The sequence below is a fragment of the Pseudanabaena sp. UWO311 genome (genome assembly GCF_006937785.1).
Lineage (GTDB): Bacteria > Cyanobacteriota > Cyanobacteriia > Pseudanabaenales > Pseudanabaenaceae > Pseudanabaena.
On sequence record NZ_SJEE01000041.1, the window covers coordinates 1 to 23,619 of the forward strand.

General features: G+C 41.1%; 21 protein-coding genes. 13 read left to right on the forward strand and 8 right to left on the reverse strand.

All coding sequences use genetic code 11. From position 1 onward, the window contains the following. From PseudUWO311_RS21570 to PseudUWO311_RS21605, 8 genes are all read left to right on the forward strand, one after another. Window positions 1-489, forward strand: a 489-nt coding sequence (locus PseudUWO311_RS21570) for an RICIN domain-containing protein (RefSeq protein ID WP_142657295.1), incomplete at its 5' end; no start/stop codon positions are given. Window positions 490-787: 298 nt separating this feature from the next. After that, a complete protein-coding gene (locus tag PseudUWO311_RS21575) occupies window positions 788-1,177 on the forward strand; it encodes a hypothetical protein (RefSeq protein WP_142657296.1) in 390 nt (129 codons plus the stop codon). Between the two features lie 106 nt (window positions 1,178-1,283). Further along, complete coding sequence (locus PseudUWO311_RS21580; RefSeq protein WP_190303605.1) at window positions 1,284-2,549, forward strand: WD40 repeat domain-containing protein; 1,266 nt, start codon at window positions 1,284-1,286, stop codon at window positions 2,547-2,549. A 48-nt stretch (window positions 2,550-2,597) separates the two neighbouring features. After that, window positions 2,598-4,181: a hypothetical protein gene (locus tag PseudUWO311_RS21585; RefSeq protein ID WP_142657298.1), complete on the forward strand. Its 1,584-nt coding sequence runs from the start codon at window positions 2,598-2,600 to the stop codon at window positions 4,179-4,181. 542 nt (window positions 4,182-4,723) lie between these two features. Further along, a complete protein-coding gene (locus PseudUWO311_RS21590; protein ID WP_142657299.1) occupies window positions 4,724-5,668 on the forward strand; it encodes a hypothetical protein in 945 nt (314 codons plus the stop codon). 254 nt (window positions 5,669-5,922) lie between these two features. Next, the gene (yidD, locus tag PseudUWO311_RS21595; protein ID WP_142657300.1) at window positions 5,923-6,678 is read left to right on the forward strand and encodes a membrane protein insertion efficiency factor YidD; all 756 of its coding nucleotides are present in this window, start codon (window positions 5,923-5,925) and stop codon (window positions 6,676-6,678) included. Between the two features lie 33 nt (window positions 6,679-6,711). After that, entirely contained in the window at window positions 6,712-8,463 is a 1,752-nt protein-coding gene (locus PseudUWO311_RS21600; protein ID WP_142657301.1) for a succinate dehydrogenase/fumarate reductase flavoprotein subunit, read from the forward strand. 66 nt (window positions 8,464-8,529) lie between these two features. After that, the gene (locus tag PseudUWO311_RS21605) at window positions 8,530-9,390 is read left to right on the forward strand and encodes a pentapeptide repeat-containing protein (protein ID WP_190303606.1); all 861 of its coding nucleotides are present in this window, start codon (window positions 8,530-8,532) and stop codon (window positions 9,388-9,390) included. Window positions 9,391-9,429: 39 nt separating this feature from the next. Here the strand turns inward: PseudUWO311_RS21605 and PseudUWO311_RS21610 are convergent, their stop codons facing one another. Further along, on the reverse strand, window positions 9,430-10,665 hold the full coding sequence (locus PseudUWO311_RS21610; RefSeq protein WP_142657303.1) for a murein hydrolase activator EnvC family protein: 1,236 nt from the start codon (window positions 10,663-10,665) through the stop codon (window positions 9,430-9,432). A 385-nt stretch (window positions 10,666-11,050) separates the two neighbouring features. On the opposite strand from PseudUWO311_RS21610, the gene PseudUWO311_RS21615 reads away from it, so the two are divergent. Beyond that, on the forward strand, window positions 11,051-11,290 hold the full coding sequence (locus PseudUWO311_RS21615) for a hypothetical protein (RefSeq protein WP_142657304.1): 240 nt from the start codon (window positions 11,051-11,053) through the stop codon (window positions 11,288-11,290). 188 nt (window positions 11,291-11,478) lie between these two features. On the opposite strand, the gene ppk2 is transcribed toward PseudUWO311_RS21615, so the two are convergent. From ppk2 to PseudUWO311_RS21635, 4 genes are all read right to left on the reverse strand, one after another. Next, window positions 11,479-12,495, reverse strand: a complete 1,017-nt coding sequence (gene ppk2, locus PseudUWO311_RS21620; protein ID WP_223807681.1) for a polyphosphate kinase 2 — start codon at window positions 12,493-12,495, stop codon at window positions 11,479-11,481. 316 nt (window positions 12,496-12,811) lie between these two features. Continuing rightward, on the reverse strand, window positions 12,812-14,158 hold the full coding sequence (locus PseudUWO311_RS21625; protein WP_142657305.1) for a UDP-glucose dehydrogenase family protein: 1,347 nt from the start codon (window positions 14,156-14,158) through the stop codon (window positions 12,812-12,814). Between the two features lie 94 nt (window positions 14,159-14,252). Next, a complete protein-coding gene (locus PseudUWO311_RS21630) occupies window positions 14,253-15,194 on the reverse strand; it encodes a UDP-glucuronic acid decarboxylase family protein (RefSeq protein ID WP_142657306.1) in 942 nt (313 codons plus the stop codon). A gap of 2 nt (window positions 15,195-15,196) precedes the next feature. After that, window positions 15,197-16,699, reverse strand: coding sequence for an SLBB domain-containing protein (locus PseudUWO311_RS21635; protein WP_142657307.1), 1,503 nt, complete (start codon window positions 16,697-16,699; stop codon window positions 15,197-15,199). Between the two features lie 159 nt (window positions 16,700-16,858). Here PseudUWO311_RS21635 and PseudUWO311_RS21640 point away from each other — a divergent pair, with 159 nt between their 5' ends. The 4 genes from PseudUWO311_RS21640 to psbA all read left to right on the forward strand — a co-directional run bounded on the left by PseudUWO311_RS21640 (window position 16,859) and on the right by psbA (window position 20,310). Continuing rightward, on the forward strand, window positions 16,859-17,581 hold the full coding sequence (locus PseudUWO311_RS21640) for an HAD-IA family hydrolase (protein ID WP_142657308.1): 723 nt from the start codon (window positions 16,859-16,861) through the stop codon (window positions 17,579-17,581). Window positions 17,582-17,695: 114 nt separating this feature from the next. Continuing rightward, on the forward strand, window positions 17,696-18,352 hold the full coding sequence (gene ribE / locus PseudUWO311_RS21645) for a riboflavin synthase (RefSeq protein WP_142657323.1): 657 nt from the start codon (window positions 17,696-17,698) through the stop codon (window positions 18,350-18,352). A 252-nt stretch (window positions 18,353-18,604) separates the two neighbouring features. Continuing rightward, entirely contained in the window at window positions 18,605-19,054 is a 450-nt protein-coding gene (gene ndk / locus PseudUWO311_RS21650; RefSeq protein WP_142657309.1) for a nucleoside-diphosphate kinase, read from the forward strand. 173 nt (window positions 19,055-19,227) lie between these two features. Further along, window positions 19,228-20,310, forward strand: a complete 1,083-nt coding sequence (gene psbA / locus PseudUWO311_RS21655; RefSeq protein ID WP_142657310.1) for a photosystem II q(b) protein — start codon at window positions 19,228-19,230, stop codon at window positions 20,308-20,310. A gap of 70 nt (window positions 20,311-20,380) precedes the next feature. Here the strand turns inward: psbA and PseudUWO311_RS21660 are convergent, their stop codons facing one another. From PseudUWO311_RS21660 to PseudUWO311_RS21670, 3 genes are read right to left on the reverse strand one after another with little or no spacing between them, the layout of a single operon-like run. Then, a complete protein-coding gene (locus PseudUWO311_RS21660) occupies window positions 20,381-20,779 on the reverse strand; it encodes a type II toxin-antitoxin system VapC family toxin (RefSeq protein ID WP_190303607.1) in 399 nt (132 codons plus the stop codon). After that, complete coding sequence (locus PseudUWO311_RS21665; RefSeq protein WP_142657311.1) at window positions 20,767-21,075, reverse strand: hypothetical protein; 309 nt, start codon at window positions 21,073-21,075, stop codon at window positions 20,767-20,769. The genes PseudUWO311_RS21660 and PseudUWO311_RS21665 overlap by 13 nt, the downstream gene beginning before the upstream one ends. A 7-nt stretch (window positions 21,076-21,082) precedes the next feature. Further along, a complete protein-coding gene (locus PseudUWO311_RS21670) occupies window positions 21,083-23,605 on the reverse strand; it encodes a dynamin family protein (RefSeq protein ID WP_142657312.1) in 2,523 nt (840 codons plus the stop codon). Window positions 23,606-23,619 lie beyond the last annotated feature (14 nt).

The following is a 23,619-nucleotide window of genomic DNA, read 5'->3' on the forward strand; positions in this document are numbered from 1 at the left end:
TTTGTCAAAATCAAGAATAGGAATTGGGGCAAGTGCTTGAATTTACAAAGCAATGCGACTCAGAACGGTGGATTGCCTAATGTTTGGGATTGTGTGTCACATCCTGACCAAGAATGGAAAATTGAAGCTGTTGAAGGAAGCGTCTCTTCACAGCAAGTTGAAGGAAGCGTCTCTCCACAGCAAGTAGATTCAATGAAATCGAACTTTGAAGCGTTTGCGACTCATTATTTTGCTCAAGGAAATCGTGGGACAGCAACCGTTGAAAGATTTGACTTTGATGGGACTAATCTTAACTATAGAGTTAAGCTTCGTCACTACCATGTCACTAAAAACTTTTTGTACTCAGCTACAGTTTATGACGTGACTTCGTACGTTGAGGGTTCATTCAAACCATCAGATATTATGGCAAATAGGGCTTACCCGAATATATGTGTAGATTTACCAAGGATTGTAGGAGGAGACAAAATCTGCCAGCAGTACAAGTTCTAGAACCGCTAACTAACTGATTAATTCGATCACTCCTCATTATAAGGTTTCTGGTGCAATACTATCAGCGACGATACAAGAGTGCGTTAATAAAATGTAACGCACCTTTTCAAGATTATCAAGTATTAACCGCATTCTGATAGTCCCCCACATAGATGTAGCAGATCTCGTTCAGATCATTAGCGAACAAGCTATTTTTACCATCACATCAGCATTTGCAATGAAAAAATTAGCCATTTCTTGTTTCTTTATCTTATCTATTCCATCTCCTGCTTTTGCTGGAATACAAGACATAAGGTCTATGAATCAGAATTCTAATGGTTCCTTCAACATAACTTGTTTAAACGGAGTCTCAGAAACGGCTAACGCTGAATCAATAGCTAGTAACTTAGTCTGTAGGACAAGTAACTCAGCTTCATCTCAACGTAACTCAGTTGTTTGTACTGGCAATGAGTTTCAAAACTGGTTCTACGTTACAAGGATTGCCGATAACAAACAGTTTGGCGATTTTAGCGAGAAGTTATCGCTAACTGTGTGCCAGCAAGCAGTAAGCGCTTCAAGTTCTGAAGTGGTTTGTACTGGGAATGAGTTTCAAGATTGGTTCTACTTGACTCGTATATCTGATGGCAAGAAATTTGGTGACAGACTTTCTTTTAAAACTTGCTTACGGCTTAGCAATACAAGGCAATAAATATTCTGTTTGCCATTTCGTGTTGACACAGTGCGATCGCCGATCTTGTAGGAGCGTTAATAAAATGCGACGCACCCTACAATTATCAATAATCTATAAAATTTTAATGAAAAAATATTTTAAAACCATCCTGCTTACCAGTAGCCTCATTGCTACTAGCCTCACTCTTGCCGTACAAGATACATTTTCTCAAGCAGCCCCTTCACCAACTGTCCAGAAATCCACTCAACCTAAACAAAAAAGTCTGAGTTTTTTACGCAGCCTCGAAGCCCAATCAGAAATTGTGGCAAGTGATATCAGTCAAGATGGCAAAACCCTTGTCACCGCTAGTGACGGCGATGTGCAAGTCTGGAACCTTGAAACTGGCGATGTCAAAAAACTCTCACTCTTGGACAGTCAATATGCAAACATCAAAGCGATCGCGATTAGTCCCGATCGTCAAACCTTTATTACTGGGAGTTCTGGATTAGATATAACTACTCAAAGCAATTCATCAGGTTGCACCTCAAACAGTGGAACTGGTAGCTTCAGTTGGAGTTGTAACCTTGGCGGTTCGTCAACACAGACTATTAGAAGTACGAGTGGCAGCGCAATTCAAGTCTGGGAGCTATCCACAGGCAAAAATCAAGGTACATTAGAATCTTCAGAGTCATCTGGTTTCGGCTTTGGTCGCTTTGGTGGTGGTTTTGATCACCTTCGTTTTAATGCTGATGGCAATACACTAATCACCAGCCAAAGAGTTTTTAACACATGCCAAACAAAGTTCCGTGACCTCAAAACAGGAAAAGTAATCAGCCAACTAGACAGCAAAGCCAGTTTAAGCTCTAAAACTGGTACAACCTGCAACCAAACTTTCGCAATTAATCCCCGTGAAAGTAGGCAAGTTGTCTATGCGTCCAGTCTTTCAATTCACAATATCGGTTCTAACGACAATCCCAAGTTTTTGTCTTTACAATCAAAAGGGAATAAGTTAGAGCAAGATGAATTTATCTTTGAGAGCGCTAAATTTACCTTGGAGAGCCTTGGTGGTTATATAGCTTTTAGCCCTGATAGCAAGAATATTGCGATCATCGCCCTAAACAATATATTTATTTGGCAACCAGAAGTAAATAGTTTGCCCCAGTATAAGTTCGTAGATGAAAGATCTGAAGATTCAATAAATATTCTATCTTTCAGCCCTGATAGTCAATATCTAGCCTTTGGCGATGAAAAGGGAACAATTAGGCTTTGGGATTTTAAAAATAGCAAGCAACCGAACCGAACTATTGCTCATAGCAACCAGACAATCCAGTTTATAAGCTTTAGTCCTAATGGCAAAATTCTAGTCAGTGTTGGCAGCGATCGCACAATCAAAATCTGGGAAGTGAACTAGGTTTTGATGTCTCACTTTTTAAGATACTTTTATTTTGCAAGATCGACTATGAAACTTCAAAAATTCATGCTTTTGTTTGGACTGAGTACAACAGGGGCAATTGTTGGGAAAATATTACTCAAGTTTTCTCTACTTACATTAATCCTTAGTATCTTTGCTGTCACAAGCATATCTGCTCAGTCAAATTCTTTTGGTGTTTCTGGTCGTAGCGGCACAGATGGTCGAGATGGACGCAGTGGTCTAAGTGGAAAAGAACAAATAATCAGAGCAAGCAATCAAGCGATCGCCTATGACTTGTCTGGGAGTGACGGTGATGATGGCGAAAATGCTTTGTTAGGCGAAAATGCTTCTCAATGCCAGCAACCTGATGTGAGGGATATTGAGTTTAACCTCAAAGGCGCAAGAGGTGGAGATGGAGGTAATGGCGGAAATGGAGGCAACGGTGGAAATGGTGGCAATGCTACCATCTATTTTGACGAACTCTCGCAATTGAAAAATATTCTCCTTAAAAACAATGGCGGTCGCCCCAGCCGTGGAGGCATAGGCAGGCAGGGCGGATCGGGTTGCACTTGTCAACAACCAGCATGGAAGATTAGTTACTGTACATGGGAATTGCGATCGCAACTTCTTAAAAATGAAAAACAACCTTGGCAAGCTGTCCAACAGAAAACTTTTCGCTGTTCTAGCAATCATGATTTCAACAGAGAGGAAGCCAGACCGAAACCCGTAAGATCGGATGAAAATTATCGTTATAGTTGGAACTATATTGGCATTGCTCGACAGAATCGGTACATCTGTGAAAATGGCGATCAAGGTCAGAATGGCAGAAATGGTAATGATGGTTCCCTCGGTGCTTACGGTCGTGTTTGGCTAGTGCAGGGAAGCACCATTCCTACAGAGAAAATCAGCCATACTGAAAAAATATCTACGTTATCAGCCAAACCCATTCAATTTGTTAAAAATAATTGGTTGGATAAGAATGGACTGAGGCAATTATTATCACAAGGCTCAAATGTTCCAGATTCGTATACACTTCTCGATACTAAACGGCAATCTCTAAGTGTCATTTGGGCTACAGAAAAGAGTTTTACAGATCTTGGCGATCCAGCGATGAAGGCTACCATTACAGATTCAGGAACACTAGACATAGCTATTCCTGGTACTTTGGAATCGACTGTGGATAACCAAAAAGATACAACCGTTGTAAAAATAATAAATGGGATTCATCCAAATCGCCTGCAACAATTTCAATTTAAGGGATTCTATCTATTTAGAGACCCCACCAAAATCTACTTAGAAGATCGAGGTAACCTCTTAAATGAATTAAGACAAGTTAATATTACAGTTAGTCTCTACGAACGTAACAGTAACGAAATTGGGGATAATCTCAAAAAATTGACTTATGCGATCACGCCCAGAATCCAGCCTCCTTCTGGAGTTGCCATAGCCAATAATTCCTACACCCTCGACTTTGGTGAAGCTTTTAACCCTTGGCTTAAACCAGACACATCACTGGCTTACATCATCTCTATCGATCAGATCACAAAAGCTGGAGCCACCTATAATACTGGAATGCAAGTGAAATTTGTAGCTGGGAAGATTAACACAAATCCAGAAGTCGAGCGAAACTAATGAGTTTGTAATCAACTCGCGCTTTGTGCTTCAAAATGACAAGATTGTTGAACAAATAGATACATTCGGTCATATCTCGGATTTTAAGTTTTTTGAGATGGCTTTGGGGTTTCCCTCGCTATTCCTTACCTTATTACCCATAACTTCGCGAATTCTTCGTGCTTTCGTCCAGAAAATAGCTATCGAGAAGCTCAATCAATTTATGAAAGATCACGAATATGGAACTATTCTGATTCATTGAGGTGAGCGACTCGTGACTTAGGTACTCTCGTCAGTTTTGGCTTGGAAATAACCTTTTAATTTTTGATTTTGATTTTCATACAATTCATTAAGTAGTAAATGATATGTCATGTAAACTCGCGATCGCAATCAGTGGTTTGTCTCCTTGGGTAGTTATGAAGGTGGTGTAATGTATGAGGTACTAGAGGCGATCGCAGGGCATAACAATAATTTTTAAAATTATGTTCACAAGTAGAAAGTCCTACTAAATCCTAGACAATTCCGTTCTTACAAAATTCTTTGCATTTATAAGGAGAGTCAAAATGTCTACAGACTATATTGTATTTATTCATGGCGTTAATGTTCGCAATGAAGCGGCTTATAATAAACAGGCTAATGAAATGTTCCAGAACATCAAAGCCTCTATTAAAGATTCCTCTCGAACCTTAAAGCCTGTCATTTTATATTGGGGCAATGTTGGACAGTCTTCAACCAACACTCTGCTTAAGGGATTGGAGTCATCTCCCCAATGGAAAGAATTCTGGTTTCAAGATCTCCGAACTACTCAATTCCTGCCATTTGTGGGCGATGCGGCTCTATACCTTAGCCGAACTGTCAGTAAAGCAATTGTCGAACAACTTACTGAGCAAGCTGTTAACCAAATTGGACTATCACTCGAACAACTCAAGAACCCACCTGATGGTGATCGCCTCCATCTTGTAACTCATAGCTGGGGTACTGTTGTTCTATTTGATATTTTATTTTCCTCTCGCTGGGAGGAAGATGCTGTAGCTATCGAAATACGTCAATTGATTGAGAATATGCGCCGAGGATTTTTTGGTGTCGGAACTGATTCAGAGCAAGAGTTTGGTATTCCATTGGCGAGTATTCATACTATGGGCTCTCCTATCGCTTTATTCAACTTGGTAAATATTCAGGGTGGAAACTCCTTTAACCTTACTCCAAAACTTAAAGAATTTCTAGAAAAACTTCAGGAAAAGCTTCATAAGCCTCTACCGTGGAAAAACTATGCTCATCCTGGCGACCCAATTGCATATCCTTTAAAGGGCGTTATTCCACTCTTCTTGGACTTAGACAAAGACCAAAATATTGTCAGTGTTGAAGATGTCATGAGTCCAAGTAGTTGGATCGGTGGGCTACTTGGAAAGTCTATTTTACCAGTCATTAATGGTGGTAAAGCTCACGGAAGCTATTGGACAGAGCGTAAAGTTGCTCAGATGATTGGCAATGTTATTCAATCAACTTAAAAACACCCTAATCAGTCGTACGGTATCACCCTATTTCTTTTAATTGAAGTGCGATCGCATATCTTGTAGCCCTACATTAACCCTATTGATGTGGTTTATGAGATAGGCGATTGATCGTTACTACAGCATAATTGGAATGGTATTGAAGATAATGCAAATCAAGTTCTTGAAAGAATTATTAAGATTTGTTGAGTCTAGCCTAAAGGCTCCTGTATCATAGCCAAACTGGTTAATTAACTAAATAACGGCGACAAATGCAGACAAGAATCCCTGTAAAACTTCCGATCGCCAATATTATCAATGGGGCAACGCGGGGCTTGGCCGTTACCGCCATTAGTGGCTATCAAAAGTTTATTTCACCTCATAAAGGTTTTTCTTGCGCTCATCGCGTATTGTATGGATGCGAGTCCTGTTCGCAATATTTTAAGCAAGTGATTGCGGAAGAGGGGATCTTGACAGCGATCGCCAATGCAAAGGGGCGATTTCATGAATGTCGAGAAGCTAATGAGATTTTAAAAAAACGCAGAGAAAAATCTAAGGCGCGTTGCCAGTATTATGCTAGTCGGTTACCCATCACAACCGCAGCCATTGAATCAGGCGATCCAGAAAATCCTGATGTGTCTGAAGATCCTGAAGATATGGGTAAATCAAGTAAACAGAAACTTGGTGGCTCACAATGGGGACGAAATCAACAAAAGCAAGCCAACAATAACAACAATTCTGGTGTGGGAGATAATAACTGTAATAACTGCGATTATATTGATTGTTCTGACTGTGGCTATGGACTTGATGTATTTCCCAACAATTGTGGAAGCGATCGCGATTGTGAAAATCCCTGCGAGGCGATTGAGTGTCCCAATTTAAGTTGTCCTAATCTAAGTTGTCCTGATTTAAGCTGTCCTGATTTAAACTGTGGCAATGCTGACTGTTTATTAGGAATGGATTGCAGTGGGTTAGACTGTGGAGGGCTAGATTGTGGTGGTGCGGGTGACTGTGGTAGTTGTGGTTAAGCGGATAATTTAAAAAATCTTCAAAAAAATTATATGATCGAACATGATGTATTAATTATCGGTGGTGGATTAGCTGGCTCTAGGGCTGCCTTAGCGATCGCCCAAAACTATCCCAACCATAGCGTAGGGCTCATTTCTAAAGTACATCCGATTCGATCTCATTCCGTCGCCGCACAGGGAGGAATCGCAGCTTCACTCAAAAATGTTGATAATGACGACTGGCTCACCCATGCCTTTGATACTGTCAAAGGTTCCGATTATCTTGCCGATCAGAATGCCGTTCAAGTTCTGACAGAATCTGCTCCCGAAGTAATTATTGATTTAGAACATTTAGGAGTTCTCTTCTCACGGGCTGAAAATGGCAAGATTTCGCAAAGAGCATTTGGCGGACATACTAATAGCCGCGCTTGCTATGCAGCGGACAAAACTGGTCATGCAATTTTGCACGAATTAGTGATGAATCTGCGGCGATTGGGCGGCAAGATTTATGAAGAATGGTATGTAATGGAATTGATTTATGAAGATGCCACAAATGGAACGGAAGTAAAGGGAGTTGTAGCTTATTGTTTGGAAACTTCGCAGATAGAAGTATTTCGAGCAAAGGCGGTATTAATGGCTACGGGCGGCTATGGCAGAGTCTTTAATACGACTTCCAACGATTTTGCGTCAACAGGGGATGGTTTATGTCTGACCGCAAATATTGGCTTACCACTGCAAGATATGGAATTTGTGCAATTCCATCCCACGGGTTTATATCCTGCTGGAGTATTAATTTCTGAAGCTGTGCGCGGTGAAGGAGCTTATTTGATTAATGATCTAGGCGATCGCTTTATGGCAAATTATCCGATCAGCAAAAATCGGATGGAACTATCACCCCGCGATATCACTTCACGTAATATTGCCTGTGAAATTATGGCAGGACGAGGTATTAATGGCGGTAACTATGTGCATTTAGATGTGCGTCATTTAGGTCGAGAGAAAATCTTAAGTCGGATTCCCTTTGCTCGTGAAGAGGGTTTGCGCTTGGCAGGTGTGGACTGCATCGATCATCCTTTGCCTGTGCGTCCAACTGCACATTACTCCATGGGGGGGATTCCCACTAATATCGATTGTCAAGTAATTGGGGTTGATAGCAAGGCGATCGCAGGCTTTTTTGCAGCAGGAGAATGTGCTTGCCTATCTGTACATGGCGCAAATCGCTTGGGCGCAAATTCATTACTAGAATGCGTGGTTTTTGGTAAACGCTCAGGCGAAAAAATTGGTGCTTATGTCAGCGATCGCCCCATGCCCAAACTCGATCCGCGCCCATATCTTGCTGACGCTGAAGCTAAGCTCAAAGGCGTGTTGTCAAAGCAAGGTAATTCGCGCATTGCCGATATTCGTCAACAACTTCAAGACACAATGACCGAGCATTGCGGCATTTTTCGAGATGATCAACGATTGAGAGACGGCTTAGCGAAATTGCAAATTATTCGCGATCGCTACGATCATGATTTACTCGTTGACGATCGTAGTTCCGTATTTAATATGGAATTAATGCAAGCGATCGAATTAAAAAGTTTGCTTACAGTGGGCGAGATTATCATGTCCAGTGCCTTGTCCCGCCAAGAAAGTCGCGGTGCACATTCCCGTGAAGATTATCCCCAACGGGATGATGCGAATTATCTCAAACATACACTCGGCTATCTGGAAAGTGGTAAGGTAAACACTAGTGATCGTTCAGTTGATATGAGCTTGCAATTGCTTGATCGTGATCGCTTTACACCTCAAGAACGAAAATATTAAAATTTATAAGGTAAAACTTAGCTTTATAAAATCTGAAACTGTACTAGCTGTCCGAGTAAATTAATTGTGGCAAAAGACGAATTTATAAAACTGCTTAATCAAGGTGCAAATATTTGGAACAAATGGAGAGAATCCCATCCCGATATTCGTGGCGTTGATCTTAGTGAAATTCAGCTTGAAGAAATCGATCTGACGGGGATCGACCTGAGCATGGTTAATTTGCGTGGTGCGAAATTGCATAACGTAAATCTGTCTTCTGCTAACTTGCGCGGTGCGGACTTGAGTATGGCAAATCTAAGAGGAGTAGATCTTAAGAATGCAAATCTTGGAGCAGCCCATCTAAGTATGGTTTGCTTAAGTGAAGCTAATCTTAGCCATGCAAATCTAAGTGGAGCAGACTTGCGAGGCTCGAATCTGCGTTTAGCTAAGCTTGATCATGCTGATTTATCAACAACAAAACTCAATATGTCTAGCTTAAGTGGAGCTAGCATGATTGGTGCAATTCTCATTGGTGCAAATTTAAGCCGAGCCGAATTAAGAGAATCTAACCTTGCAGGAACTGATTTTAGTCGAGCAAACTTGAGTGAAGCTGATTTATCTCACAGTAATCTCAATGTCTCGACTTTGGTTGGTACAGATTTAATTGGTGCGACCTTGGTAGATATTGATCTTAGTGAGTCAAATTTGACGCGGGCAAATTTAATCGGTGCAAATCTCTATCGTGCTAACCTCTGTGGCTGCGATCTGATTGGAGCTGATCTTCGCGGTGCAAACTGTAGTGAAGCCTATTTTATTGGAGCCGATTTAAGTCGTGCTGATCTTAATCGGGCTGAGTTTACCAGTGCTAATCTGAGCAAAGCTAATTTTAGTGGAGCAAATACCGAAACCACTGATTTCCAAGGTGCAATTTTGCCCGATGTTTGGTAATTAGTAACGTAGTGGCAATTCATGAATTGCCACTACGTTCTAGAGATAAGCGGCGGGATCGATAGGCTCGCCATTTGCACGCAACTCAAAGTGCAAATGTGGCCCCGTCGAAAAGCCCGTCGAACCAACTGCCGCAATTGGTTGACCTTTAACGACAACATCGCCATCTTTGACATATAGGTCACTACAATGTCCGTAAAGCGTGGTCATGCCGTTGCCATGATCAATAATCACAGCATTACCATAGCCGCCATACCAATCCGCATAAATTACTCGACCATGTTCACTCGCATAAATCAAACTGCCATAATCTGCTCCAAAATCGATGCCAGAGTGAAAGCGCTCAGTTCCCAAAATTGGATGTGTACGCCAACCAAAGTTGCTAGTCACTGGCCCAATCGTTGGATACATTAATTGTCCAGTCCCTGGGGGGAGAATTAGTCCATCATAGGGCTGCACTTTTGCCAGAATAATTTGCGATAGACGACGCGAGTCTTCAGCGAGGCGATCTTCCGCTTGAGATAAGGCTTGACGATCGCTCTTTAGGCGATCGATTGTATTTTGTTGAGCAACAGCTTCAGATTCAATATTAGATTTTTGATATTTCAGCTTTTGGGTCAATAACTCAATTTCATTTTTTTGAGCAACTATCTGGTTGCGTTGCTTTTCGACTTGATTGGATCTCTGAGACAAGTCGGCAAGGAGCTTGCGATCGCGGTCATAAATACGCTCAATTTGGCGACGGCGATCGGCAAATTGATTCAGATCTTGACTGCTGAGGAGGGTTACCCACCAACGCTGTAGTTGTTGCCTTTGCAAATATTGCAATCGCGCCGTAGTTGCACCGCGTCTTTTATTGAGGTCATACTCTAGTTCTTGGAGCTTTGTATTGAGTGTTTGGAGTTGTTCTCTTGCTTGCCGAATTTTTTTCTCGTTGTCTTTAATCTGAGCATCTGTAACGCGTACATTTCGTTTCAATGCATCCAGCCGAGATTGAGCAGGCTTAGTGAGAGCGTTAATCTGCTCTTGTTGTTTCTGGATGATTTGACGTTGTTGATCGACAAAGTTTTGATAATTTTTTAGCTCATCCACAGACTGAGCTTTGGCAGGAGCCACCTGACTTAGCGCTAAGCCGCAGCATATCGCGATCGCCACGATTACTAATCTCAGCCCAAAAAATTGCCGCGCAATTAACTTCCCAATTTGTTGAATTTTTGGGTAATTAACCAACCAAGGCTTGCTAATTATTTCTTGCCAATAATGGCGATCGCGCATTCAGGTCACCAGATATCCACAAACTATAGCGATTTAGAGTTTTTTTAAATCAAACTCTAAACTCAAAAGCCTTACTGGGCTTGATTTTTTTGTATTTAAATGAGCGTACACTCAATTAAAAACAGCTATAGGGCAAGATTCTAACCGCATTTTGTCACTTATTAAACCCGATTTTTTTATTAAAAGAATTGCTGGCAATTAATGCAATTTGTAAACGAAATTAAAATTTCAACTTTTAGTAGCATTTCTGTATCTTTTAATACTAAAAATCGTGTATATAATAGTTCCATGACATATTCTGTTCTTGCAATCTAAAATTAGCACTTAAGAAATTGCTTTACAAGTTGATAAATAAAGTTACTTGATAAATTGTAGAAATAAAGCTATGAAAACCACCACACGTCAACAACCAACCAAAACCACTAGGAATATTCGGCAAAACTCTTCTCCTCAGTGCCTAATTCCCTTGCCTTCTACATGGGTAACTTTGTTAGAACCACCGATTTATAGTTGTTACGATGAAGCATTGTTGATGTGTCAATATCCCGATGGTCATTGGGCAGCATGGATTCCTGATTTTGGGGAAATTAAATTACATTCAGGTCAATTTTGTCGGATGACTTAAATCCAAAACAGCCGATAAAAGCCATGCTTAGCATGGCTTTTATCGGCTGTCTAATTGCTAGTTTGTTCTCAATTTTCTGTAGAACTATAGCAATGTAAGCTTTGCTTAGGACATAAAACCCAAAAGATGAGTGGCAGAGCTTCGCGCTGCCACTCATCTTTTGGGTTTTGAATTGTCCTATCTATCTCTTATGTTGCTATATCTGTATTTTTAGAAAGAGAGATATTAGGTACAAAATTCTGAAGTCGCATTGGTGGTCTTACATAATCCATCTCATGTTGGCGAGGAGGAAGTTCAATCTTCACAGGGGTTAAATCCTCATAAGGAACTTGACTCAACAGATGAGAAATACAATTGATATGAGCTCGCCGTTTATCATCAGAACTGACCACATACCAAGGAGATTGCTTTATATCCGTAGCATTGAACATGTCATCCTTCGCCTTAGAATATTCTACCCACTTAGCTCTTGCTTCCAAATCCATCGGACTGATCTTCCAACGCTTGAGAGGATTCTTAATACGTTCTTGAAATCTCTTTTCCTGTTCTTCATCGCTTACAGAAAACCAATACTTAATCAAGATGATTCCTGCTCGTTGAAGCATACATTCAAATTCTGGGCAGGAACGCAAGAACTCAACGTACTCTTCATGGGTGCAAAAATTCATCACTCGCTCTACTCCAGCACGGTTGTACCAACTGCGATCGAACAATACCATCTCACCAGCCGCAGGTAAATGCGCAGCATAGCGCTGAAAATACCACTGAGTTTTTTCGCGATCAGAAGGTGTTCCCAAAGCAACGACTTTGCAAACACGAGGATTCAGGCATTCGGTAATTCTTTTGATTGTACCGCCCTTACCAGCTGCGTCGCGACCTTCAAACAAAACAACAACTTTAAGCTTTTTATATTTTACCCATTCCTGCAATTTGACTAGTTCGATGTGTAGCCGATTGAGTTCCTTCTCATAAATTTGCTTTGGAAGCTTCTCAGTCAAATCTGAGGTTTTAGACTTCCTTTTGCGCTTCGATGATTCTAGCAACAAATGATCTTGCGCATTATTTCTATCATTACTACCTTGCCCTAGTAGCTGCTCAGACAAATCAGCTTTCGATTTATCCTTTTTTTTACTAGTTTGTGTGGCTTTTGTAGAATCCATCACAAGGTGATTTTGAGTGCTTTTACTACTATCTTTCTTAGCCATGTCTATCACTGTTTTATAGTTAGGGCTTAAGCAGTAATCCTACAATCAATTGCGGAGTAAAAACTCAATCCCATTTTAAGGAGTTACTTAGAAGCGTTTTTTAGTATCTTGCTTGATTCAGTATTGAGTAACTAAACCAAAAGCTTAATTTCTTGGTTTAGTTACTCAATACCTAGTGATTGTAGTCTGAAGGTACAACTATTTATATTAAGACTCAGCATCAAACGATACATGCAGCTTTATAGACGCTACAGAGAAAAAACAAAAGAGAGTTGTGGTGCTTTGCACCACAACTCTCTTTTGGAACGATTTATTACTATCGTCCAATGCCAATATATTGATATCCAAGGGCTTTAAGAGCTTTACCATCAAGGAAGTTACGCGCATCGATAATTACAGGATGTGCCATCAGAGTCAGCATCTTAGCATAGTCGATCGCTAAAAACTCTTTCCAATCAGTCACCAATACCACCGCATCGCAGCCATCGGCTAAACGCTCTAGATCGGTTTCAACTATCACATTCGAGAAACCTTGACGTAATCCTGATTGAGAAACTAGAGGATCATAGGCTTTCACTCTTGCTCCCAAACGATTGAGCTGATCGATTAAGGTCAAGGCAGGTGCATCACGCATATCATCAGTATCTGGTTTAAAGGTCATTCCCAATAAACCAATGGTTTTTCCCTTCAGGATTTTCAAAGCTTGTTGCAGCTTCTCTACGACTAAAGTGCGCTGCAATTCATTCACCTTTACACAAGCTTTTAAAATCTCGGTGGAATAGCCATAGTCCTCAGCCGTATAGATTAGAGCTGAGACATCCTTCCCAAAGCATGAACCGCCCCAGCCAATACCTGCTTGCAAGAACTTCGAGCCAATACGCGAATCTAAACCAATTCCCTTGGCAACTTCTTTAACATCAGCACCAACGCGATCGCAAATGTTTGCTACTTCATTGACAAAGCTGATCTTGGTGGCAAGAAATGCATTCGCCGCATACTTAATCATTTCGGCTGAGTTCAAATCGGTAATTACTACAGGTACTGGTGGCAGAGTTTTGTCTTCAGCAAAAGAGCGATCAATAATTGGCGTATACAGCTCTTGCATTAGCTTAAGAGCACGATCGCTGCCACTGCCAACCACAATGCGATCAGGATTAAATGTATCGAAAACGGCTACACCCTCGCGCAGAAATTCTGGATTACTGACCACATCAAACTGAATCTGATCGATATTACTTTTGCCTGCCATTCCATCTAGTACAATCATGCGTACCCAGTCGCCAGACCCAATTGGCACTGTAGACTTGTTGACGATCACACGATATCCTTCAGTAAGACTTTCCCCAATACTCCTTGCGACAGCTTCAACATAGCGCATATCGCTACGACCATCAGCTAGAGATGGAGTACCCACAGCAATGAAGAGAATCTCACCATGATTCACACCTGCCGCAATATCTGTTGTAAATTCGATCTTCCCTTTACGGATTGACTCAGCTATAACTTCTGGTAATCCTGGCTCATGAATTGGCGATTGCCCTGATTTCATCAGCTTGACTTTTTCCTCATTATTATCGACACAAATCACGTCATGACCAATGTAAGCCAGACAAGCTCCTGTGACTAAACCCACATAACCAGTTCCGATTACACAAACACGCATGTTCTATTACCTAATATTTAATAATTTTTTGCTGCTCAGAAAGAAATCAGTTTCAGATCGATAGGCTTTTTGTCTATCGATCTGAAACTGATTTTTATAAGTCTTGGTTTTTGAGACGATCGCGGAAATAAGCGATCGTCTTCGAGAGTCCCTCTTTTAACTGAACGGTTGGTTCCCACCCTAAATGCAATTTAGCTTGTGAAATATCAGGTTGGCGGCGTTGGGGATCATCTTGTGGCAATGGCTTAAAGATTAGTTCTGTTGTAGGATCAACCATATTTTGAATAGTTTGAGCCAATTGTAAAATTGTATATTCTCCAGGATTCCCCAAATTTACAGGCCCAATATAACTTCCATTCATTAAACGCATCAATCCTTCCACAAGATCTGATACATAGCAAAAGCTACGCGTTTGAGAGCCATCCCCATAAATAGTGAGTGGAATCCCTTTAAGAGCTTGAACCACAAAATTACTAACGACACGCCCATCGTTCTCTAGCATTCGCTCCCCATGGGTATTGAAAATCCGTGCAACGCGAATCTCAACACCAAACTGACGATGATAATCAAAAGTAATAGTCTCTGCAACGCGTTTACCTTCGTCATAGCAGCTACGAATGCCTGTGCAATTGACGTTACCCCAGTAGCTTTCGACCTGGGGATGCATCAATGGATCACCGTAAACTTCCGAAGTCGATGCTAACAAAATTCTTGCTTTGGATTGTTTCGCCAATTCCAACATATTTAGGGTTCCTAAGAAGTTGGTTTTAGCAGTTTGAATTGGGTCAGATTGATAATGTACGGGTGAAGCTGGACAAGCAAGGTGATAGATTTGATCGACATTGTCAATCATGATCGAATCGACTACATCATGCTCGATGAATTGAAAATCAGGATGTTTGCTCCATTGAGCATTATTAGATTTTCTGCCTGTATAAAGGTTGTCAACACAAATAACTTCATGTTCAGATTCCATCAAGCGATCAACTAGATGCGAGCCAATGAAGCCAGCACCACCAGTAACTAAAATTTTCATGTTTATCTAAAAAGGTTGTTCACTAAAGAGAACGGCGTGACGATATTACCAAGAAATCTCGTAGCCGAGTTAAGTAGGCTTGATCCAAATGATGGACGCACTACAATCACATCGCGATCGCGTAAGCCTGGGTTAGATTCTTCATTTAAAGGAAGATTCAAATCAGCAATTAGATTGCGCCGCATAATCGAGCCATCGGGATTGACTCGATAAAGCTCAACCGATCGCCAATCAGCGTCATTGGTTAGTCCACCCGCAAAAGAAATTGCTTCGGTAAACGAACTATTCGGTCTCATTTGGATCGGACCCGGACGAACAGCTTCGCCAACTACTTGTACAGTAATTACTGTAGGAGAAAAAGTAGCTTTAGCAACTTGTAGATACTCAGTGGGATTTGTTTTCTCTAGACGAGGGACAGTAATCAAATCACCATCTGTAAGAGTGATATCTTGACTTAGATCAGCCTTGGTAATTAAATCAAGCAAATTCGCTTTAACAATTGTGCGCTGACCCTTATCGTTTAAGCGTGAAATCTGCACATTGCGAATATCAGCAATTTCAGTTACTCCATTTGCTGACTGTAAGGCTCGACTGAGTGTAACTGGCCCCCCACCCGATGCAGTTCCAGCCGCTGTGGTTGCACCTGTCAGCCCAGTGGGAACAACACCATTCCTTGAGTAAACTAAAGTTTGTGGACCTACCCGATTAACCTCACCAACGATCGCTACTTGAATAGTAAAAGTGTCAGGGGAAAAAGTGGAATTACTGACGGTGCGAGGCTGGGATGCACTTGCTTGAGATAGTGGTGGTACGAGAATTGAATCTCCATCAAGGATGCGAACATCTTGACTAATATCGCCCTTCTCTAAAAGGTTTTGGAGGTTAACCTTTATGATGCGGCGACCGAGAGTCCCATCACGACGTGAAATTTGAATATTACTAATATCGGCTCGTGAGGTGATCCCTGCGGCTGATTCCAATGCTCTTGTTAATGTTGCAGCATTGCTACCTAATCCCGTTGTTCCTACATAAGTTAAAAAACGTGGACCTGGTCGATTAACTTCTCCGACGATCGCAATATTTAATGGGCGAGGAGAAATTAAAGAGATATTGACAATATTCCTTACTAAAAAAGGGTTTAGTTTTTCTCGCAGTAAAGCATTTGCTTCATCTAGCCCTAATCCTTCTAGCTTGACAGCACCAATTAAGGAAACATTGATTGTTCCATCAGGGGCAATAGTTTGAGTTCCTGATAGTTCTGGCACGTTAAACACTTCGATCTTGATATTGTCTCCTGCACCAAGAGTGTAGCGAAATGTATCTTGAGACTCGCTTACATTTAAAGTCTGAGTGCCACCATTAAGATTGACTAAAGGCTTTAGGTTAGAATTTGACGGTGCTGGGGCAGAAGGTTTGTCAATTGTGGTAGTCTGTGCCCAAGCAGGTAATGGAGTACAGGCAATTAATGTCAATAGAATTAACCTATTAAACTGAGATATATGCATAAAAGTGCTCCTTACTCTAACCATCTCATCATTAGAAACTGAACATCTGTCATAATGGAATGTAGTTTTAATACAATATTAGAGGCAGTTTTTACAAGATTTGGCAGCCATTGTATCAGTATGACTAATAGTTTATCTCAGTAATTTTCCCTAAATATAATGCGATCGCCTCAGGTTATTTATGTAGATGCAGTTGGCACCTTGTTTGGGGTTAGAGGTAGTGTGGGTGAACAATATGCCAAAATCGCGGCAGATTTTAATGTTAGCCTTGACCCTCGGTTAATTAATCGCGCTTTTTACGAAGTTTTTCAAATTGCTCCAAGGATTGCTTTTCCTAATTTGCCCCAGTCTGACATTCCGAACGCTGAGTATGAATGGTGGCGATCGCTTGCCGAAAAAACTTTTAGTCAAACATTTGATTTGGCTAAATTTCTAGATTTTGAAGGTTTCTTTAAGAGTCTTTATGCTTATTTTGCAACGGCTGAACCTTGGTTTATTTACGAAGATACTCGATTAGCGCTGGATGAATGGCATCAGCAAGGAATTACTTTGGGCGTGCTATCAAATTTTGATAGTCGGATCTATGCAGTTATGGAGAATTTAGGGCTAAAGGATTACTTTAGTTCAGTTACAATCTCTACGGAGACTGGTGCAGCTAAGCCAGATCCCTTAATTTTTGAAGTAGCATTAGCCAAACATCAAATTGAAAAATCACCTGATTTGGCATGGCATATTGGCGATAGTTTTGGCGAAGATTATATGGGGGCAAGTGCTGCGGGAATTTCAGCATTTTGGCTAAATCGCGATCGCCAACCAATTACAAATCCAGCTAAGCAGTCAGCACGTACCATTGATAAGTTGACCTCGTTAGCAATACGTTAAGGATAGGCAGCGCTTTGCACCGACTATCCTTAACGTATTTGAAGTGTTGTAAAGTGAAACTTAGTGGTGTGAGACTTTGCCGTGCCACCACTAATTAATGACTGGGAAGGGAGTATGTTTACAGGACTCGTTCAAACTATCGGAATTATTGAGCAACGTGATCGAGATCGCCTTGTGATTCATTGTCCTGATCTCGTGGCAAATATTGCGATCGGTGATAGCGTTGCTGTCAACGGGGTATGTCTTACTGCAACTTATATTTCTGATACTAATTTTGTAGCTGATGTGTCACCTGAAACTCTAGGACGTACTAATTTTGGCGATCGCAAATTAAAGTATGTAAATCTCGAAACCGCTCTAGCCGTCGGTGATAAAATCGGCGGTCATTTTGTCTCAGGACATATTGATGGCATGGGCAAATTATGCGATCGCGCCCTTATTGGTAATTCTTGGGAGTTAGGGTTTGACGCTATTCCTGACGTTGCTCGTTACATAGTATTTAAAGGTAGCATTGCGATTAATGGCATTAGCCTAACAATTTCCTATTGCAATGACTCAGGCACAAATTTTCGAGTTGCCGTAATTCCGCATACATATGAAAACACTACTTTAAAAGATCTAGATATTGGTAGCTCAGTTCATCTAGAAGGTGATTTGCTGGGTAAATATGTCGAAAAGTTTTTAAGATTAGGCAATCCACAGCAAAACAATCCTTCTTATCCGCCTAAAACTTTAGTAACGCCAGCATTTTTAGCAGAACATGGTTGGTAACAGAAAAACCGAGAGTAGAGTTGTGGCGAGAATCTCCACAATTCTACTCTCAATATGAAAACGATTTTGGTGTTTCTAACTCCTTTGGCGCGAGAAACACCAAAATCGTTTTTATGAGAGCCAGCCTTAGGCTGGCTCTCATAAAAAGATATGGTCTAAAATAAATAGCTAGAGCTATAATTTGCGCTCCCTAAAATGAAATAATGCTTTCTATAAACTTTTTTACAATTGCTTAACAATTTTACAGGAATCATGGAACGTACTTTTTTGGCAGTCAAGCCCGATGGCGTACAACGTCACCTAGTCGGAGAAATTATTCGTCGTTACGAAACCAAAGGCTTTAAGCTCGTCGGGCTCAAATTGATCCACCCCACCCGCGAACTAGCCGAAAAGCATTATGCGGTTCACAAAGAAAGACCTTTCTTTGCTGGACTAGTTGACTTTATTACCTCAGGCCCTGTAGTAGCAATGGTATGGGAAGGCGATGGTGTAGTTGCTTCAGCTCGTAAAATCATTGGCGCAACTAACCCTCTTACTGCGGAACCAGGGACAATTCGTGGAGACTTCGGTGTAAATATTGGACGTAATATTATTCACGGTTCTGATGCGATCGAGACTGCTCAAACCGAGATTGCACTGTGGTTTAACTCAGAAGAACTAGTTGAATGGACTCCAAGCATTACTTCTTGGGTTTACGAATAGTCAAAATTCCAAAAAAAGAGCGCTAAGCGCTCTTTTTTTTGTCAAGGATGGGTTGTGGGCGGTAACCTCGACTCTACATAAAGGCACATTGACAAAACTTTACAATTTGATATATTTGTTTACGTAAGCGATAAATGCTTATTAAAACAAAAACTTAAAACTAAAACACAAAAATGACAACAGCAGTACAAAGACGCGAAAGCGCCTCCCTGTGGGATCAGTTTTGCAATTGGATCACCAGCACCGACAACCGCCTATATGTAGGTTGGTTCGGCGTAATCATGATTCCTTGCTTACTAGCAGCAACCACATGCTTCGTAATTGCCTTCGTAGGCGCACCACCCGTTGACATCGACGGCATCCGCGAGCCAGTAGCTGGCAGCTTGCTATTCGGCAACAACATGATTTCTGGCGCAGTCGTACCATCTTCAAATGCGATTGGCCTGCACTTTTACCCCATTTGGGAAGCAGACAGCCTCGACGAATGGCTATACAACGGCGGCCCATACCAACTAGTAGTATTCCACTTCCTCATCGGCATTTTCTGCTACATGGGACGTGAATGGGAACTCTCCTACCGCCTCGGTATGCGTCCTTGGATCGCAGTAGCATACTCTGCACCAGTAGCAGCAGCAACCGCAGTATTCTTGATCTACCCAATCGGACAAGGATCATTCTCTGACGGTATGCCTTTGGGAATCTCTGGTACTTTCAACTTCATGATCGTATTCCAAGCAGAACACAACATCCTGATGCACCCCTTCCACATGTTAGGAGTAGCAGGCGTGTTCGGCGGTTCATTGTTCAGTGCCATGCACGGTTCACTCGTAACCTCCAGCTTGATTCGTGAAACAACCGAAAATGAAAGCCAAAACTCAGGCTACAAATTCGGACAAGAAGAAGAAACCTACAACATCGTTGCAGCCCACGGCTACTTCGGACGCTTGATCTTCCAATACGCATCATTCAGCAACAGCCGTCAATTGCACTTCTTCTTGGCACTATGGCCAGTAGTCGGCATTTGGTTCACCGCATTGGGCGTAAGCACCATGGCATTCAACTTGAATGGTTTCAACTTCAACCAATCAATCTCCGATAGCCAAGGTCGTGTAGTACCATCTTGGGCTGACGTAATCAACCGCGCAAACTTGGGTATGGAAGTAATGCATGAGCGCAACGCTCACAACTTCCCACTCGATTTGGCTGCTGTTGATGTAGCTCCTGTAGCAATGGCTGCTCCTGCTATCAACGGTTAATCTTTTGACCTAGTCATCTCGAAATAAAAAAGCCTCTCCGCAAGGAGGGGCTTTTTTATTTGTGCAGAATTTACATCAGATAATTTTTTAGCTCAGGATATTTAGAAAATAAGTTGTCAACACTTGCAAGTTTTGCGCCATATTCTAAAGCAGTAGCGATGATTAGGCGATCAAAGGGATCTTTGTGAATGGGCGATAGATTTACGGCTCTGACTGTAATCTCTGGAGTCAGTGGCAATAGATCGATTCCTGCGGGAGCTAACGAATCAGTAAGCCAATCTTGAACGGGTATATGTATCGCTAATCTGCCTTTGTTATAAGCTAGCGCAACTTCGTAGCAAGACATTGCTGACACTGCAACTATTTCTGATTGCCGAATTTGCTCTAGCCATTGTGTAAGAATTTGATCGAAGTTTTCGTTGACATACCAAATCCAGATGTGGGTATCGAGAATTATCATTTCAGGCATTCCCAGTCCTCTTCATCTACGATTGGGCTAACAATATCACCTAAAATTTCGATTTTTCCAGCTAGATGGGTTGGGGTTGTGCGCTTTGGCTTTTTGTTAGGAATTTCTTGATCGGGATTAACGTCTTTTTGATCTGATTTTGCATTAGCTTCTTTAGGGACTATTTGCTGTGGGATAGAGATAGATTTTAAATATAGACTGACGATCGCTTGTAATGCTTGGCGATGTTCTGGGATCGCATTTTGGTATGCGTCAGCGATAGGGGCTTCGACTTCTAGGGTAATTTGTTTGATCATAGTTTTATTAGGATTTGAGGGTGTTTTCAAATTCTTGTTTTTTGCTAGATATTGACGATCTTAAGCGATCGCCTTCTTCCTGTTGTTTCCTCTCCTCAAGTTCTAACCGATTTTCATATTCAGAAATAACTTGTTTGATCAGTAAGTCAACTGACTGGATACGGTTATCAAATAAAGTCGCAATGAACTCACTAATTTTTTCTTTGATACTATCTTCTAATTTCTTAAACTCTCCAAATCCAGAATCACAGACCTGTTTCCCAATCTGATAGTAAGCATCTGCCATTGAAGCCCATAAACCTCCTCCCCCAAGTAATGCGGCGGCGGCAATACCGATAATAACTGCGGGACCTAATGCTAAAGCTGGAATCATAAAGAAAGCTGCTGCTGCACCAGCACCTCCGCCAACTACACCGCCAGCAGTCCATGCTGCTACATAACTCGCATCAAAATTATTAAAAGCTGGTCTGAAATTATCGTCAAAATTTGTGCCAATTTTTTTGTCAAGACCAGAAAAACTAGAATTAAGCGCTGTCAATTCTTCTTTGATTCCTCTATCCAGTAGATTTAATTTAGGGGAAATAATCTCATTGTTTAAGTGGAGTTGTACCCATAAGTTAATTTCATCTTGAAGTGATTTACTGAATTGTCCTACGTAATCTTGGATTAGTGAGTCACGACTAAAAAGCGGGTTATGGTCAGTTTTCCAATCTTTGCTCCATTGTTCAATCTTTGCCTGAAATTTAGTGCTGTTTTCCTGCCAAGAGATTAGGGCTAAATCATTAGTCTGTTTTCTCAAGTAATCAACCATTTTACGGATAGTTACGAACCTTCCAGTTGCTTCACCAATTCGTTCTAAAATTTCTTTTTTATAGGAAGCTTCCAAGTTTGTGTTAAGGCTATCAATCGCATTATTTATTTCACTGACACACTCTTGAGTAAGCTCATTCAGATCTTGAGTTGCAGATTGTAGAATTACAAATCCACGTTCATCAGTTAAGAAAGATTCTAAAGTTTGTGTAAAATTTTGAAAACTGACTAGATACTCATTCGATGTATTGCCGAGAGTAGCTTTCAAAGCAGATTTTGCAGAAACAAAATGGATTCTATCTTTGCCTGTGATAGAGCCATCCTTGATAATGCTGTTAGCAGCGATTTGCACATCTTCCCGATCTTCATCACTATCCAAATTGTCCATAAAATTGACAACCAGAAATAGATTTTCTAATGGGCGAACCCCTTCACGTTCTTTAATTCTGGTGATAATATCCCTTTCTCCCTGAGTTAGTAATTTATTCGCATTGGTCATAAATAGAATTGCATCGGTTTCCTTCAGCAACTCCTCCGTAACCCTAGTACGATCTGGATGTTCATTAAGCCCAGGAGAATCCACAATTTCTACACCGTTACGACATAGCAACAGATTGGGATGCTCAAAAATAATTTCGGCAATATAAGAGTTAAGTAGTTCTTCACTACGGTTATTTAGAGCCGCTTCCTTAGAAATAGCCGCTTTTTTCTGATAATCTTCAACCGCAATTTCTTGTTCACTGCCATCACGATAACGACAAACTACCCGCTTGCGATCGCCATATTTCAAAACTGACAGAGTACCACTACAAGGAATCGCCCTCACGGGTTGAATTTCTTCACCTAGCAAAGCATTGAGCAAAGTCGATTTACCTTGACTAAAATCACCAATCACCGCCACTCGAAAACGTTGTGATTCCAATTTGTCTTTAATAGATTGGATTTTATCTCGAAAGGTAATAGGTATAAAGCTCTCTTTAATACCGCCATCAATCAGTTGAGATAAATGATTAATCCGTTTGAGCAAAGATTGTTTCTGTAGTTGAAAACCTTGCAGCTTTTGATACTCCCCACTTACTGAATCTGTCGAACTGGGTACATTTTGAGGTTCTTTAATCTCAGTTTTAACAAGCTGATTTAAAGCAGTTAGCAAATCATCTGCTGCATTCACAAACACAGTTCCCAAATCATGAAAACGAGCAGGATCGATCAGCTCACATACTTCTTGAAAATCTTGATTGTTATAAGACTTGCCGCCAAAACTATATTCTAAAACATCATGATGACGCGATTCTATTTCTAATCGTTTACCTAAATCCCGTAAATATTTACGCTCACTCTCATCTAAACTGGAATCTGCCATTGTCATTCTGTATCCTAAGCCAAATAAGAGCAGTTTTTCTGCTTCACTTAGTGGAACAAGCAAAATCAGAAAATCATCTATTTCAGAATGCAGTTTATATTTTTGAATGCCTGAATACAAAAGCTTTGACAACTCAAATGTCTGTTTATTGCCCACATTGAGTTTGCTAAGTGTCGCCCTAAATTGAGAAACTTCATCTTCGCTAACTTTCGCATCCGCATGAATTACCCCTTTCAACAACGCGATCACGTTAGCCATAAACACCACTTGCGGCGTAATGTCATGTACCGTAAAGTCTTGACCAGTCAAATTTGACAGGAGTTTGACCGCTTGGCTACCAATAAGTTGAGTATTCATGCTTGCGTTTCAAA

Coding starts and splice junctions, on each gene's coding strand:
- PseudUWO311_RS21630 (WP_142657306.1), bottom strand. CDS start 15,194: ATGAAAATTTTAGTTACTGGTGGTGCTGGCTTCATTGGCTCGCATCTA.
- PseudUWO311_RS21625 (WP_142657305.1), bottom strand. CDS start 14,158: ATGCGTGTTTGTGTAATCGGAACTGGTTATGTGGGTTTAGTCACAGGA.
- yidD (WP_142657300.1), top strand. CDS start 5,923: ATGCAGACAAGAATCCCTGTAAAACTTCCGATCGCCAATATTATCAAT.
- PseudUWO311_RS21615 (WP_142657304.1), top strand. CDS start 11,051: ATGAAAACCACCACACGTCAACAACCAACCAAAACCACTAGGAATATT.
- PseudUWO311_RS21665 (WP_142657311.1), bottom strand. CDS start 21,075: ATGATCAAACAAATTACCCTAGAAGTCGAAGCCCCTATCGCTGACGCA.
- ndk (WP_142657309.1), top strand. CDS start 18,605: ATGGAACGTACTTTTTTGGCAGTCAAGCCCGATGGCGTACAACGTCAC.
- PseudUWO311_RS21580 (WP_190303605.1), top strand. CDS start 1,284: ATGAAAAAATATTTTAAAACCATCCTGCTTACCAGTAGCCTCATTGCT.
- PseudUWO311_RS21635 (WP_142657307.1), bottom strand. CDS start 16,699: ATGCATATATCTCAGTTTAATAGGTTAATTCTATTGACATTAATTGCC.
- PseudUWO311_RS21575 (WP_142657296.1), top strand. CDS start 788: ATGAATCAGAATTCTAATGGTTCCTTCAACATAACTTGTTTAAACGGA.
- PseudUWO311_RS21670 (WP_142657312.1), bottom strand. CDS start 23,605: ATGAATACTCAACTTATTGGTAGCCAAGCGGTCAAACTCCTGTCAAAT.
- PseudUWO311_RS21640 (WP_142657308.1), top strand. CDS start 16,859: ATGCGATCGCCTCAGGTTATTTATGTAGATGCAGTTGGCACCTTGTTT.
- PseudUWO311_RS21585 (WP_142657298.1), top strand. CDS start 2,598: ATGAAACTTCAAAAATTCATGCTTTTGTTTGGACTGAGTACAACAGGG.
- PseudUWO311_RS21600 (WP_142657301.1), top strand. CDS start 6,712: ATGATCGAACATGATGTATTAATTATCGGTGGTGGATTAGCTGGCTCT.
- PseudUWO311_RS21610 (WP_142657303.1), bottom strand. CDS start 10,665: ATGCGCGATCGCCATTATTGGCAAGAAATAATTAGCAAGCCTTGGTTG.
- ppk2 (WP_223807681.1), bottom strand. CDS start 12,495: ATGGCTAAGAAAGATAGTAGTAAAAGCACTCAAAATCACCTTGTGATG.
- PseudUWO311_RS21660 (WP_190303607.1), bottom strand. CDS start 20,779: ATGCCTGAAATGATAATTCTCGATACCCACATCTGGATTTGGTATGTC.
- psbA (WP_142657310.1), top strand. CDS start 19,228: ATGACAACAGCAGTACAAAGACGCGAAAGCGCCTCCCTGTGGGATCAG.
- ribE (WP_142657323.1), top strand. CDS start 17,696: ATGTTTACAGGACTCGTTCAAACTATCGGAATTATTGAGCAACGTGAT.
- PseudUWO311_RS21590 (WP_142657299.1), top strand. CDS start 4,724: ATGTCTACAGACTATATTGTATTTATTCATGGCGTTAATGTTCGCAAT.